The sequence below is a fragment of the Aestuariivivens marinum genome (assembly GCF_022662175.1).
Classification (GTDB): domain Bacteria; phylum Bacteroidota; class Bacteroidia; order Flavobacteriales; family Flavobacteriaceae; genus Aestuariivivens; species Aestuariivivens marinum.
Genome location: NZ_JAKMCR010000002.1, coordinates 1 through 15,917, shown reverse-complemented (window position 1 = coordinate 15,917; position 15,917 = coordinate 1). Strand labels below are relative to the sequence as shown.

Genomic DNA, 15,917 nt, shown 5'->3' with positions numbered 1-15,917 from the left:
TTCAGACACCATTCAAATATAAGAACACTTATTAGCTAAAATAAAATATACCTGCTGCCGTTTTAAGATAGATTTGTTTACTTTGCGTCTAAATATGCTAAGGAAAAATATCACATGGTTTTGTTTGGCTATTGGTGTTATCGCTAATGCACAAGTTGGTGGTGAAGCTACCTATCAATTTTTGAATTTGGTATCCTCGCCAAGACAGGCAGCGCTTGGGGGTAAAGCACTTACTAATGTAGATTATGATGTTACCCAGGGTTTATTCAATCCGGCAACCATAAATGTAGAAATGGATAACCAATTGGCTCTTAATTATACCAGTTATTTAGGGGGTATTGGTTATGGTACAGCGTCGTATGCCTATACAGTAGATAGAAGGACAAAAACCTTTCATGCTGGAATCACCTATATTAATTATGGTACTTTTGATGGTTATGATGAAAATGGGAATTCTACAGGCTCCTTTACGGGTAATGAAGCGGCCCTCTCATTTGGTTATGCCTTTCAAATTGGGTATTCCGATTTTTATTTAGGTGTCAATGCAAAGCTTATCACCTCTAAACTAGAGCAATATAATTCTTTTGGAATTGCAGCTGATTTTGGGTTGCTTTACATTAACGAGCATCTCGATTTCCATGCAGCGATAGCAATTAGAAATCTAGGCACACAAATTAAAACCTATGCTGGTTTAAATGAATCTTTACCCTTTGAGGTAGATTTTGGTATGTCTCAAACCTTGCAGCATGTTCCTATTCGTTGGCACGTTACTTTGGAGAATTTACAGGATTGGCCTATAGCAAGGTCTAATCCGGCACGGTCAACTAGTGATTTATCGGGCAATCAAACCCAAGAAAATATAGGATTCTTAGGACAGGTGATTCGACACACCATAATAGGTTTAGAGTTATTTCCCGAAAAAGGATTTAATTTACGCTTGGGTTATAATTTTAGAAGAGCAGAAGAATTACGTATTGTAGATCAGAGGAATTTTTCGGGGCTGTCAGCAGGAATATCCATTAAAATGAATAAAATGCGCTTTAGTTATACACATGCCAAATATACAAGTGCAGCCAATGCTAGTTTTTTTGGTTTACAAATCGATTTAAATTCAAGATAGACATGAGCAGAATTACTATTGCCATAGATGGCTTTTCGTCAACAGGAAAAAGCACCATAGCAAAGCAGTTGGCAAAACACTTGGGTTATGTTTATGTAGATTCAGGTGCAATGTATAGGGCAGTGACCTATTTCGCAATGCAACATGGATTTATCTCTAATAATCATTTTGATTTAAATGGCTTGATTTCAAAATTAAATGATGTAAACATAAGTTTTAAATTTAATGAAACATTGGGTTTTGCTGAAGTATATCTCAATGGCATAAATATTGAAAAAGAGATTCGCACTTTAGAAGTTTCTGGTTATGTAAGTAGGGTAGCAGCTGTTCCTCAAGTGCGTACCCAAATGGTTAGGCAACAAAAGAAACTGGGTGCCCAAAAAGGCGTGGTCATGGATGGGAGGGATATTGGAACGGTTGTTTTTCCCAATGCAGAATTAAAGTTGTTTATGACAGCTTCGGCTAAAACAAGGGCCCTAAGACGCTATAATGAGCTGTTAGAACGAGGTGATGCAGTGAGTTATGACGCTGTTTTAAAAAATGTTGAAGAACGTGATTTTATAGACTCCAATCGTAAAGACTCGCCTTTGGTTAAGGCTGTGGATGCTATTGAGATTGATAACTCAAACCTTTCGATAGAAGAGCAATTTGACAAAATATTGAGTTTGTATAATGAAGTTGTATCTAACAATTCACTCTAAACACTTAGTTTTAATTTTTCCTAGTTAACAGCTATTTCTTTAATTTTTAGTAAAATACATTAGGTGTTTGTGTAAAAAAACATTAATTTTGCACTCCTTTTAGCGAATCGTCGGAAAATAAAAGGAAATAGACTGATAAACAATAAATAACACTTCTGTGTGTTAAGCGCATAATTTTTCCGAAGCATACAGAATACAAAACGCAATGTTATTGTGTTTCAAAAGAGACCAAATACATTGTTAATTTTAATTAAATGGCTGAAAAAGCAAAGCAAGCTGAGGTTGAAGTAACAGAATCAACTGAAGTACAAACAGCAGAAGCTCCTGTGGTATCGGAAGCCCAAGCAAATCCTGAAAAATTCTTAAAAGAGTTTAACTGGCACAACTACCAAGAAGGTATTGATGAGGTTGACGACAAACAATTAAAAGAATTTGAAAAATTAGTAGCAGAAAATTTCGTTGACACTTTGGATAACGAAGTGGTTGAAGGAACTGTAGTACACATCACAGATCGTGATGCTATTATCGACATCAATGCAAAGTCTGAAGGTGTTATTTCCTTAAATGAATTCCGTTACAACCCAAACTTAAAAGTAGGTGATAAAGTAGAAGTCCTAATTGATGTTCGTGAAGATGCGACTGGACAATTAGTATTATCACATAGAAAAGCTCGAGTAATTAAGGCATGGGACCGTGTAAATGCGGCCCACGAATCTGGTGAAATCGTTAACGGTTTTGTAAAATGTAGAACTAAAGGAGGTATGATTGTGGATGTATTTGGTATTGAAGCATTCTTGCCAGGTTCTCAAATCGATGTAAAGCCTATCCGCGATTACGATCAGTACGTTAATAAAACTATGGAATTCAAGGTGGTTAAGATCAACCATGAATTTAAGAACGTAGTAGTATCTCACAAAGCTTTAATTGAAGCAGATATTGAAGAGCAAAAGAAAGAAATCATAGGTCAGTTAGAGAAAGGTCAAGTATTGGAAGGTGTTGTTAAGAATGTGACTTCATACGGTGTGTTTATCGACCTTGGTGGTGTAGATGGTTTAATCCACATTACAGATCTATCTTGGTCTAGAATAAATCACCCTAACGAGATTGTTGAATTAGATCAAAAGCTTAATGTGGTAATTCTTGATTTTGATGAAGATAAATCAAGAATCCAATTAGGTTTAAAGCAGTTAAGCAAACACCCATGGGAAGCTTTAGCCGATGAAGTTAAAGTAGGGGATAAAGTAAAAGGTAAAGTAGTTGTTATTGCAGACTATGGTGCATTTATTGAAGTTGCCGATGGTGTTGAAGGCTTAATCCACGTATCTGAAATGTCTTGGTCTACGCATTTGCGTTCTGCTCAAGACTTTGTATCTGTCGGCGATGAAGTTGAAGCGGTTATCTTGACTTTAGATAGAGAGGAGCGTAAAATGTCATTGGGTATTAAGCAATTAACGCCAGACCCATGGACTGATATTACAGGTAAATACCCAGTTGGCTCACACCATACAGGAGTAGTACGTAACTTTACAAATTTTGGTGTTTTTGTTGAATTGGAAGAGGGTATTGATGGATTGATTTATATTTCAGATTTATCTTGGACTAAGAAAATTAAGCATCCAAGTGAATTCTGTTCTGTAGGAGATAAGTTGGATGTTGTTGTATTGGAGTTGGATGTTGAAGGCCGTAAACTAAGTTTAGGGCACAAACAAACAACAGATAATCCTTGGGATAAATATGAAACCGAATTTGCATTGGATACCGTTCACAAAGCATCAATTGCTGAAATTGTAGATAAAGGTGCTACAGTTGTATTTAATGATGACATCGTTGCATTTGTACCTTCACGTCACCTTGAGAAAGAAGACGGTTCTAAACTTAAAAAAGGTGAAGAAGCTGAATTCAAAATCATTGAATTTAGTAAGGAGTTTAAACGTGTAGTGGCATCACATACTGCTGTCTTTAAAGAAGAAGAAGCAAAAATTGTTAAACAAGCTGTAAGAAAAGCCGAAGCTGCCGCAGCAGAAGCAAAACCAACTTTAGGTGATGCTAACGACGCTTTACAAGCACTTAAGGATAAAATGGACGGAAAGAAAAAATAATTTTTTTACTTTCATTTAAAACTCAAAGCCTCCAAGTTATTGGAGGCTTTTTATTTCAGTACATATCATCTATATTTTTAATTTTTTCCATTACCTTTGTAGCCCAGATACGTTTGGATAGTATATGAGTCAAAAAGTTTTACTTAACGCAAAAGAGGTAAACATCATTCTTCACCGATTGGCTTGTCAGTTAATTGAAAAACATACTGATTTTTCGAACACCGTTTTAATAGGTTTACAGCCTAGGGGGATTTTTTTAGCTAACCGCATTGCAAAAATACTTAAAGAAGAATATCATATAAATAACATTCAATTGGGCTATTTGGACATCACCTTTTACAGGGATGATTTTAGAAGAGGGGATAAAACTTTGGCAGCAAATTCAACCGAAATCAATTTTATTGTTGAAGATAAAAATGTGGTGTTTATTGATGATGTATTGTATACTGGACGCAGTATTAGAGCGGCCTTAACGGCCATACAGTCGTTTGGAAGGCCTAATGAAATTGAACTATTGGCATTAATAGATAGGCGTTTTAGCCGTCATTTACCCATTCAGCCAGATTATAGAGGACGACAAGTAGATGTAATAAATGAAGAAAAAGTAAAAGTAAACTGGATTGAAAATGACAAGGAGGATTCAGTTTATTTAATAGAAAAATAATATCATGATTAACTAAAGTTTTAATTAAAAGTATCACAACAACTTTTAATTTTAACTTATAATTTTAACTTTGACAATGAGCGAATTAAGTGTTAATCACTTATTAGGAATAAAATATCTGAATAAAAAAGATATTGAACTTATTTTTAAAACTGCCGATCACTTTAAGGAAGTGATTAACAGACCCATTAAGAAGGTGCCTTCGCTCAGGGACATTACCATAGCCAATTTGTTTTTTGAAAATTCAACACGAACCAAGTTGTCATTTGAATTGGCAGAAAAACGCCTCTCAGCCGATGTACTTAATTTTTCATCTGCGCAGTCATCTGTCAAAAAGGGTGAAACCTTAATAGATACGGTAAATAACATACTTTCTATGAAAGTAGATATGGTGGTGATGCGTCATCCTAATCCTGGTGCTGGTGTCTTTCTGTCCAAACACGTTAAGGCCAGTATAGTTAATGCAGGTGATGGTGCCCACGAACACCCTACACAGGCATTATTGGATTCTTATTCCATTAGGGAAAAATTAGGCAGTGTAGTGGACAAAAAAGTGGTTATTGTTGGTGATATTTTGCATAGTAGGGTAGCATTATCCAACATCTATGCACTACAGATGCAAGGGGCTGAAGTTATGGTTTGTGGACCTAAAACATTGATTCCAAAATATATTGATAAGCTAGGTGTTAAAGTAGAGACCAATTTAAGAACAGCGTTAAACTGGTGCGATGTAGCTAACATGTTGCGTGTCCAAAACGAACGTATGGATATTAGCTACTTTCCTTCTACACGCGAGTATGCTCAACAATTTGGTGTTAATAAGGTCTTATTGGATTCACTTGATAAAGAAATTATTATCATGCATCCTGGCCCTATAAACCGTGGGGTAGAGATTACCAGTGATGTGGCCGACTCTAGACAATCCATCATTTTGGATCAGGTACAAAATGGAGTTGCCATTAGAATGGCTGTGATTTATTTGTTGGCTTCAAAAATAAAACAATAGCATATGATTTTAAATCAAGAAGGGAATATAACTATAATAACACATGAGACTGCTTCAATAATTGAATTGATTAAAAAAATGCAGGCATTATACCCTAAATTTAAAAATGATAATGTAATTATTACCTTAACCGCTATTAATAAACTAAGCACTAAGGACATTGTTGAATTTTTAGAATTATCCAATACTCATAGAGCTGCTAAGCATTCATTTGTTATTGTTTCTGATAAAATTGATGTCGATGATATTCCAGATGAAATTATTGTGGTCCCTACTATTGAAGAGGCCTATGATATTATTGAAATGGAAGAAATGGAACGGGATTTAGGCTTCTAGGTTTGTTGTTTGGTTGTTTGTCGTTTAATAGATTTCGGCTATACAACATTGTGTTTTCAACATAAAATATCATGAAATTAACCGTACTAGGATGCTATAGTGCTACACCAAGGGCGTTGACCAATACCACTTCTCAAGTATTGGAAATCAACAACCATATGTTTTTAATTGATTGCGGAGAAGGTACTCAAGTGCAATTGCGCAGGCACAAGATTAAGTTCAGCCGCATTAAGCATATTTTTATTTCACATTTACATGGTGACCATTTTTTTGGGTTGGTTGGGCTGATTTCTACCTTCCGATTACTTACCAGAAAGACAGATTTACATATTTATGGCCCAAAGGGAATTAAGGAAGTGGTAACACTTCAAATGAAACTGGCCGATTCCTGGACAAACTATCAACTTATTTTCCATGAGTTGACCTCAAATGAATCAGAAATGATTTTTGAAGACGATTTAGTAGAAGTTCATACTATTCCCTTAGAGCATCGGGTATATACCAACGGCTTTTTATTTAAGGAAAAAGTGGGTGATAGAAAGCTGGATATTAAAGCTGTAAAAGAAGCCAATATCAATGTAGCTTATTATAGAAAACTAAAGCAAGGTGGGGATGTATTAAATGAAAAAGGTGAATTGATTAAAAATGAGTTGGTTACAATTAATCCGGATAACCCTAAGAGTTATGCATTTTGCAGCGATACAGTTTATAAGGAAGATATTGTAACTATAATAAAAAACACAACGGTACTTTACCATGAGTCTACTTTTTTGGAAAAGCATGCTCATTTGGCATCAAAAACCAAGCATTCTACCGCAAAACAAGCCGCTATGATAGCTAAATATGGTAACGTAGACACTTTGTTGTTAGGTCATTATTCAACACGTTATGATGGCTTAAATGGATTTAAGACCGAAGCAGAAGAAATTTTTGCCAATGTTAAGCTATGTGAAGACGGTAAAGTCTTTTCGTTTTAGAAATTTCTAGTAAATTGTATGGGATATTATGGAAAATGATTTAAGTAATTATAGAAGGTCATACGACAGAGGGGAATTACTTTTAAGTAATGTGCCCGAAAACCCATTGGAATTATTCCAAAAGTGGTTTTATGAAGTAGAACAGTTTTTTCCTGAAGACGAAAACAATGCAATGACTTTAGCTACAATAAGTTTAGACCAATATCCAAAGAATAGGGTAGTACTGCTGAAGCGGTTTACCTATGAAGGTTTTATTTTCTACACCAATTACAACAGTGAGAAAGGCAAGGCAATAGAGGCTAATCCCAATGTTTGTTTGTCCTTTTTTTGGCATGGGGCAGAACGCCAAATAATCATTAAAGGACAGGCAGAAAAAATTTCAGAAAACTTAAGTGATGGTTATTTTGAATCACGGCCAAGAGGCAGTCAATTAGGTGCTATAGTGTCTAACCAAAGTGAAATTATTGAAAACAGGGACGTATTAGAAAATGAACTCAAAGCATTAGAGAAAGCATATAAAGGTAAAGACATTCCAAGGCCCAATCATTGGGGCGGCTATTTGGTTAGGCCTGTCGAGCTTGAATTTTGGCAAGGGCGTCCCAATAGATTGCACGATAGGATACGTTATAAACTACGAGATGATTATAATTGGCAAATAAATCGATTATCTCCTTAAATATCAGACAAAACACACTTTTTAAAATTATTAATTCATTTAATCGATAAAATATGCATTTAATCGATTAAAATACTGCCGTTTATCGATTTAAAGTACAAACATAATGAATAGCCTAAAGAAGGTTAATAACTTTATGGGACCAAATCTAAATTTACCTACTTATGAAGTTATTAAAACAATTGCCTTTATTGGCACTTTGTGCTTTATTTACGTTTTCATGCTCTAGTGAAAACCTGGATGACAAAGCCGATTCGTTAGTTGAAAGCCTCATTACTCCACAGACTAAAACTATTGAGCTAGAAATTTTAAAACTCATTAACAGTCATAGGGACTCTTTAGGGATTGCCCCTTTGAAAGATATGAAAATTATTAAATCTGTAGCTTTTTCTCATACCGATTATATGGTAGACAAAAATGTAGTATCTCATGACAACTTTTATAAAAGAAGCACTTATTTAAAAGAAAATGCCAGTGCTACTAAAGTATCAGAAAATGTTGCTTATGGGTACACTTCAGCAGAATCTGTTGTTAACGCTTGGATAAAGAGTGAAGGCCACAAAGCCAATATTGAAGGGGATTTTACAAACTTCGATATTTCTGCAGAACAGAACGCTGAGGGTAAATGGTATTACACTAATATTTTTATAAAAAAATAACATAATTACTTAAAAAAGTAATTGACAATATAGCCTGTTAAATCACTTTTTGATAAGTACGGGCTATACTTTAATAACTTTTGTTATTGAATTTAGCTTTAGGTATAAAATCCTCCTAGAAATGGGAGGGTTTTTGTATTTGGTGTTATACTGTGTTAATAGTATTATTTATAAAAGTATTTAAATTTTCACAGCAAATTTCTTGTTTAAACAATTATTCTAAATTGTGGTCTTCTTTTGTAGGATTAATTTAGCATTATTTTACTGTGTACAATTTTAAATGTACTGTCCATCCAATATTCTTAAATTAAATCATGTTATTTATTTCTCTAGCGTTAGATTTAGTCTATTAGGGATGCAGTTATTTCGATTTTTACTCTTATATAATCAATCTAATCCTTCTTGTCAGATTGGCTTTATTATTGTTTTCATCAATTACTTCATAATAGTTCATTAACCTATCTTAGGCTTGAAGCATAAAATTTAATAAAAAACAAATATGAATCTTATTGAGTATTCTTTTTGTATCCCTTTCTTTTACTCAAAACGGATATAAATAAATGAAGCTTAATTAGCTGTCTGTTGTTTTATTTTTGTTTAAAACAAGATATGGTTAATATAAAAAGAAAACCACTAAGAACATTTTGCCTTAATGGTTTTCAGGATTTATTTATAAATTGAATTTAGCTTTCTTACTGCATCTTTATTATGATGAATTCAGTACGTCTGTTCAGTTGGTGTTTGTTTTCTTCACAATCTACACTACCATCACAGCCGTTAGTTAATCTACGTTCACCAAAACCTTCATGGGCAGTTATTCTTGCTGCGTCAACACCGTTTTCAATTAAATATTCGTAAGTTGAATTTGCCCTGTCAATAGATAGCTTATCGTTATATGACAGTGTACCTCTAGAGTCGGTGTGTGATTCTATACGTATAACCATGCCAGGATAATCTTCGTTCATCAACTTAACAATCTTATCCAATTCCAAAGCGGCGTCAGGACGGATATTATGTTTATCGAAATCGAAGTAAATAATGCCTAAATCAGCTAAGATAGGTACATCCCTTACAGGTGTTAATTCTAGGTCAACTGTAATAGTTGTTACAGAATCTTCAATACCTTTAGACGTGAAACTCTTAGAATCGTCTTCATACTTTTTCTGACTAGCCGTAATTTTATAATCTACATTTCTATCTATATTGATTTCATAGTATCCTTCTTCATCCGTTTCCATGTAAGCAATCTGCTTACCGCTACCGTCTAATAAGGTAATAATGGCATTAGGAACCGGTTTGTTGTTTATTACATCGGTAACAGTTCCTTCAACATTTAATAAAGGGATTCGGTTATAGGCATAAATATCATCATCACCCATACCTCCAGACCTGTTGGAAGCAAAGTATCCTGAGAGGCCATCGGAGTTCATGGTAAAAGAAAAATCATCCTTACTGGAGTTTACTGGAACACCTAGGTTTATTACATCTACAATCTCACCGGTTTCATTAGCAATGGTTCCAAAAATATCCAAGAGCCCAAGGCCTACATGTCCATCGGAAGAGAAGAATAAACTGCCTTCATTATTGATGAAAGGCATACCTTCCGAGCCTTTAGTATTTACCGTTTCTCCTAAGTTTTTAGGTTCCCCTAAAGAGCCATCATCATTAATATCTACTACATATAGATCTGAAGAACCGTATCCGCCAGGTCTATCTGAAGCAAAATATAATTTTTTGTTATCAGGACTTAGTGCAGGATGTTGGGTGCTGTATTCAGAATCGTTGATCGATAAGTCTTCAACATCGCTCCAAACACTATCCTTTAATGTTGCTTTGTATATTTTTACTTGATTGATTCCTTTTTCATTACTGTCGTAAACATTGTTGATAAAACTATTTCTTGTGAAATACATGGTTTTACCATCATTTGTAATCGTTACTGGTCCGTCATGATAAATTGTATTTACATCTCCTTTTAATTTTGATGTGTGATCTGCAGGCTCCTTACTATCTTTCTCAACAGCGTATACATCTAAAAATGGTTGCTCATTCCATCCATACAGACGTTTAATGGAAACGCCTTCATCTCTTGTAGATGCAAAATAAATTTTACCATTGTGTTCGTAAGCACCAAAATCACTCAATTTGGAATTATGATTGAATTTTTTTAGAAAATACTGTTGCTTGGCATTAAATATATTAGTGATGAAGTTACCTCGTTTTAAGTATTTACTGGTATTAATAACACCACCTGAATCTTTATAACGTTGTAACCATTCCTTTGAATCATCATATTTTTCTATGCCACGCAGTGCTTGAGCATAATTATAATAATATTCAATTGGAATATTTTCTTGTGTAACCGCTTTTTTATAATACTTTGCTGCATTTTTAGGATCTCTTAGCAAGGCATAGCAATCTGCCAAACGACGCACGGCATAATCTTCGTTATATTTGTTTTCAATGAGCTCTTTATAAACTTCAGCAGCTTTTACAAAAGAGAACTTATTAAACAAGGTGTCTGCTTTTTTTTGTTTTCCGTATTGCGCAGAGGCAGTAAAACTCACCGTCAATAGGATACAAACTAATATGTAATTCTTTATTTTCATGGGGTGATTTTTTTATTAGAAATATCTAGGTGATTTTAATTTATTACTCATGAACTTAAACTCATAAATCAATAGGACTTCATGTGTACCGTTGGTATAATTGTTTATGTCTGAAATAGGCTTTTCATAGGCATAGCCTACTCGAAGCTGTCTTGATACCTGAAAGTCGGCAAAGCCACCAATAGCTCCTGTAGATTCATTCAATCGATACGATCCGCCCAACCAAAACTTTTCATTAAATAAGAAATTGGCCGTGAAATCGTAAGATAAAGGAGCCCCATTAGTAGCTTTAATTAAATACGAGGGTTTAAACTTTAAACTATTACTTAGGTCAAACACATAGCCACCTGTAAAGTAGTAGCTTAAGCGTTCAAGAGCTTCATAGCCCTCATCTCGGTTCCTGTCGGTTTTCAACACTCTTGGAGTAGATAGACCTAAATACCATTTATTGGTATGCCAAAAGACGCCTAATCCAATGTTTGGACTCCATCTGTCTTCTATACCTCTAATGGATGGATCGAAATTTTGGGATTGACGAAAATCTGGATCCAAACTATAACTAGTAAAACCACCTTTAATACCAAAGGCCAGCTTACCATCAACACCCGTTGGGATACTATATGAGAAATCGCCATAGAGATAAGAAAAATTTTCAGGACCTAAATCGTCTTGAATAAAAGACAAGCCTAAGCCAATTCTGTCATTTCTTAGTGGTGAATGGATTGAAAGTGTTTGTGTAATAGGACCACCATCAAAGCCAACCCATTGGCTTCTATGAAGACCAACAATGCTTAAAGCTTCCCTACTACCTGCATAAGCTGGATTTATAGAGATTGTATTGTACATATATTGGGTGAACTGCGGTAACTGCTGAGCCATCCCAAACGTACAGCCAAACAATGCTATAACGATTATGTAATTTTTAATAAGTTTCATAGGTTAAAGTTTTATTTGGTTCCTAAGTAAACTGGTCCAGTAAATGGAGGCAATCCACTGTTTTCTAATGTTATGATATAGTAATAAGTTCCATTTGGGACAGTATTTGCACCACCAATGGAGGATTTATGGGCTTGTCCTCTCCATTCTCCGGCGCCTTCTCCTATAGAATAGTTGTTGTTCTCGAAGATTAAAGCACCCCATCTATTGAAAATTTTAACACTAATTTCAAATCCACAATCTGCTGTTATTCCTGTTATATCAAAGCTTTCATTAAACGAATCACCATTAGGTGTTACTGCTTTGGAGATAACAACATCTTCCGAGTTACAAGGGTATACAACACAATCATCATTAATATTTATGGTCACTTCAGTAGTTTCCAAACAACCTGTTGAACTTGTATAGGTATAACTAAACACATAATCACCTAGGAAATCGTTCTCTCCATTTATATCTACTAAATTTGACGGATCAAACATACTACCATTAAAGTTAATATTATTGGTTATACCAGCAACAAATGTCCAACTTGTATCATCATTAAAATCACTGATATAGTCATCTAAATTTATAATACCATCGTCGGCACAGGCTTCATCTGAAACTTGAGTTGTGAATTGGTCTACAGTTACATTAACCACTTGTTCGAATACAGCTGTATTGTTACAGTCGTCCGTTACTTCCCATCGTCTTACTATTTCATAACTTTCGGTTACATTAGTAGTATACGTAGATGACTCAGTAAACACCACGTTTACATTTTCCGAACAATTATCTGCAAATCCAGGCTGTGGAGCAGTAGGGATAGCATCACAGCTTGCCGTTATAGATGTTTGGAATTCAGTAACTAGCTCAGGAGCTTCATCATCAACCACTGTAATGATTTGTACTTGATCTTCAGCAGTATTACCACAGTTATCAGATAATGACCAAGTTCTGGTTATTATTTTTTCATTCGGACAGTCACCATCGGCAATACTATCAGAATACGTAGCTTCAATACCCGTAGAGCAATTATCACTTTCATCAGTTACATCACCTGAAATAGTTAAGTCATTGGCATCGTCTTGACAATTAATAGTAATATCAACCGGTGCAGTGAACGTTGGTGCTGTGTTATCAGAGATCGTAATGGTCTGTACCTGATCGGCTGCAGCATTGCCACAGTTATCGGACAGGCTCCAAGTTCTTGTAATGACAAATGTACCTTCACAAGGACCAGCCACAGGATCGCTGTCCACATAGGTGGCCTCGATATTTGTAGAACAGTTGTCGGCCTCATCGGTAACATCACCGGTAAAGGACACATCCGTATCGTAGTTACAATCGGCATCTGTGAATATTTCAATATCCGCAGGTGCAGTGAACGTAGGCGCGGTGTTATCAGAGATTGTAATGGTCTGAACCTGATCTGCTGCAGCGTTACCACAGTTATCGGACAGGCTCCAAGTTCTAGTGATAACGAACGTACCTTCACAAGGACCAGCCACAGGGTCGCTGTCTACATAGGTGGCCTCGATATTTGTAGAACAGTTGTCGGCCTCATCGGTAACATCACCGGTAAAGGACACATCTGTATCGTAGTTACAATCGGCATCGGTGAACAGTTCTATATCCGCCGGTGCAGTGAACGTTGGTGCTGTGTTATCAGAGATCGTAATGGTCTGTACCTGATCGGCTGCAGCATTGCCACAGTTATCGGACAGGCTCCAAGTTCTTGTAATGACAAATGTACCTTCACAAGGACCAGCCACAGGGTCGCTGTCCACATAGGTGGCCTCGATATTTGTAGAACAGTTGTCGGCCTCATCGGTAACATCACCGGTGAAGGACACGTCTGTATCGTAGTTACAATCGGCATCTGTGAATATTTCAATATCCGCAGGTGCAGTAAATGTGGGCGCGGTGTTATCAGAGATCGTAATGGTCTGTACCTGATCATCAGCAGTGTTACCACAGTTATCGGATAGGCTCCATGTTCTGGTGATAACGAACGTACCCTGACAAGAACCTGCCACAAGATCGCTGTCCACATAGGTGGCCTCGATATTTGTAGAACAGTTGTCGGCCTCATCGGTAACATCACCGGTAAAGGACACATCCGTATCGTAGTTACAATCGGCATCGGTGAACAGTTCTATATCCGCCGGTGCAGTAAACGTTGGTACTGTGTTATCAGAGATCGTAATGGTCTGTACCTGATCGGCTGCAGCATTACCACAGTTATCGGATAGGCTCCAAGTTCTTGTAATGAGAAATGTACCTTCACAAGGACCAGCCACAGGGTCGCTGTCCACATAGGTGGCCTCGATATTTGTAGAACAGTTGTCGGCCTCATCGGTAACATCACCGGTGAAGGACACGTCTGTATCATAGTTACAATCGGCATCCGTGAACAGTTCTATATCCGCCGGTGCAGTAAACGTTGGTGCTGTGTTATCAGAGATCGTAATGGTCTGTACCTGATCGGCTGCAGCATTGCCACAGTTATCGGACAGGCTCCAAGTTCTTGTAATGACAAATGTACCTTCACAAGGACCAGCTACAGGGTCGCTGTCCATATAGGTGGCCTCGATATTTGTAGAACAGTTGTCGGCCTCATCGGTAACATCACCGGTAAAGGACACATCTGTATCGTAGTTACAATCGGCATCGGTGAACAGTTTTATATCCGCCGGCGCAGTGAATGTAGGGACTATATTGTCCGTAATTGTTATTGTTTGTGTCTTAACGGTAGTATTATCACAATCATCTTTTAAGGTCCATGTTCTTGTAATCACTAAAGAACCTTCACAAGGACCACCTACTGTCTCGTCGTTGTAAGTAGCATCAATGTTAGGAGAACACTGGTCTGCTTCATCGGTGACATCTCCGGTTACTGCTGGAGAAACATCGTAACTACAACTGGCATCAGTAAAGATTTCAATAGCGCCAGGTACTGTAAAGTCTGGTGCAATAGTATCTTCAATAGTAAATTGAGCTGTTGTTTCACTAAAGTTACCACAACCATCTGTAGCTCTAAACGTTACGATTACAGAACCTGTCATACCACAGTCGTCTGACATCACATTGCCATCTACACCATAGTTGTTAGACCATGTTATTGCCGAACAGTTATCGGTCGCTGTTGCTCCAGCATTAGACGTTAACCATGTATTAAAATCACTTAGGTTACCAGAACCGTCACATTCAACGGTCTGGTCAGAAGCCGGAACAGTTATTGTAGGATTTTCAGTATCCTTGATTAAATAAGATGCTGTTGTTGTTGAAGCATTACCACAATCGTCAGTAGCAGTAAAAATTACCATAATGGCACCGTTCTCACATTGTACTGTAGTATCCATTCCATAATCATTGCTCCAGGTCACCATACCACAACTATCAGTGGCAGTTGCACCCGCATTAGAGTCTAACCAGGCTTGTAATAATGTTTGGGTATCTGTATTGACATCACATTCGATTTCGATATCTGCTGTGTTGGAGTTATCTATTACTGGAGGAATCTCATCGTTAATTACAACAATTTGTGAACAGGAAACCGTATTACCCGACATATCAGAAATCTGATATGTTCTGGTTACAGTTTCTGGACAACTTAGATTATCACTAATTTCTGAAACTAAGGAGAAACTCGCTTCATCAATAGAGCAATTATCGGATGCACTTCCTCCTGCATTTGCGAATTCAGAATAATTAGCATAGGCGGGTTGTTCCGATAAATCACATATTGCTGACAGATCGCTGGGACATGTAATTGTTGGGTTTTCATCGTCAGTTACCGTTACGATCTGCTCACAGGTAGCAGTATTACCGGATCCGTCAGTTACGGTCCATGTTACGATAGTATCACCAAGAGCGAAAGGCTCAACAGCGTCGTTTGTTACAGAGGCTACCGAACAGTTGTCGTCGGTTACCGGAGTTCCAAGGTTTACACCAGAGGCGGTACATAGTCCTGCATCGGCATTGGCCGATACGTCAGCCGGACAAGTAATGGTTGGATTTTGGTTGTCAGTTACCGTTACGATCTGCTCACAGGTAGCAGTATTACCGGATCCGTCAGTTACGGTCCATGTTACGATAGTATCACCAAGAGCGAAAGGCTCAACAGCGTCGTTTGTTACAGAGGCTACC

Annotated in this window: 12 protein-coding genes; 9 read left to right on the top strand and 3 right to left on the bottom strand. The window is 36.8% G+C overall.

What is annotated here, in order from left to right; genetic code table 11:
- Positions 1-94 precede the first annotated feature (94 nt).
- From porQ to MR053_RS07255, 9 genes are all read left to right on the top strand, one after another.
- The gene (porQ, locus tag MR053_RS07295) at positions 95-1,120 is read left to right on the top strand and encodes a type IX secretion system protein PorQ (protein WP_242131812.1); all 1,026 of its coding nucleotides are present in this window, start codon (positions 95-97) and stop codon (positions 1,118-1,120) included.
- A gap of 2 nt (positions 1,121-1,122) precedes the next feature.
- Positions 1,123-1,821 (top strand): (d)CMP kinase, encoded by a 699-nt coding sequence (gene cmk / locus MR053_RS07290; RefSeq protein ID WP_242131811.1) that lies wholly within the window; start codon positions 1,123-1,125, stop codon positions 1,819-1,821.
- A gap of 254 nt (positions 1,822-2,075) precedes the next feature.
- A complete protein-coding gene (rpsA, locus tag MR053_RS07285) occupies positions 2,076-3,920 on the top strand; it encodes a 30S ribosomal protein S1 (protein ID WP_242131810.1) in 1,845 nt (614 codons plus the stop codon).
- 124 nt (positions 3,921-4,044) lie between these two features.
- On the top strand, positions 4,045-4,584 hold the full coding sequence (gene pyrR, locus MR053_RS07280; RefSeq protein WP_242131809.1) for a bifunctional pyr operon transcriptional regulator/uracil phosphoribosyltransferase PyrR: 540 nt from the start codon (positions 4,045-4,047) through the stop codon (positions 4,582-4,584).
- Between the two features lie 76 nt (positions 4,585-4,660).
- Positions 4,661-5,590, top strand: coding sequence for an aspartate carbamoyltransferase catalytic subunit (locus tag MR053_RS07275; RefSeq protein WP_242131808.1), 930 nt, complete (start codon positions 4,661-4,663; stop codon positions 5,588-5,590).
- 3 nt (positions 5,591-5,593) lie between these two features.
- Positions 5,594-5,926, top strand: a complete 333-nt coding sequence (locus tag MR053_RS07270; protein ID WP_242131807.1) for a ribonuclease Z — start codon at positions 5,594-5,596, stop codon at positions 5,924-5,926.
- A gap of 71 nt (positions 5,927-5,997) precedes the next feature.
- Positions 5,998-6,903, top strand: a complete 906-nt coding sequence (locus MR053_RS07265) for a ribonuclease Z (RefSeq protein ID WP_242131806.1) — start codon at positions 5,998-6,000, stop codon at positions 6,901-6,903.
- A 28-nt stretch (positions 6,904-6,931) separates the two neighbouring features.
- Positions 6,932-7,579, top strand: a complete 648-nt coding sequence (gene pdxH, locus MR053_RS07260) for a pyridoxamine 5'-phosphate oxidase (RefSeq protein WP_242131805.1) — start codon at positions 6,932-6,934, stop codon at positions 7,577-7,579.
- 164 nt (positions 7,580-7,743) lie between these two features.
- A complete protein-coding gene (locus MR053_RS07255) occupies positions 7,744-8,238 on the top strand; it encodes a CAP domain-containing protein (RefSeq protein WP_242131804.1) in 495 nt (164 codons plus the stop codon).
- 692 nt (positions 8,239-8,930) lie between these two features.
- On the opposite strand, the gene MR053_RS07250 is transcribed toward MR053_RS07255, so the two are convergent.
- The 3 genes from MR053_RS07250 to MR053_RS07240 form a co-directional block, all read right to left on the bottom strand.
- Entirely contained in the window at positions 8,931-10,847 is a 1,917-nt protein-coding gene (locus MR053_RS07250) for an OmpA family protein (RefSeq protein ID WP_242131803.1), read from the bottom strand.
- A 15-nt stretch (positions 10,848-10,862) separates the two neighbouring features.
- Positions 10,863-11,783, bottom strand: a complete 921-nt coding sequence (locus MR053_RS07245; protein ID WP_242131802.1) for a PorP/SprF family type IX secretion system membrane protein — start codon at positions 11,781-11,783, stop codon at positions 10,863-10,865.
- 11 nt (positions 11,784-11,794) lie between these two features.
- Positions 11,795-15,917, bottom strand: a 4,123-nt coding sequence (locus MR053_RS07240; protein ID WP_242131801.1) for a T9SS type B sorting domain-containing protein, incomplete at its 5' end; no start/stop codon positions are given.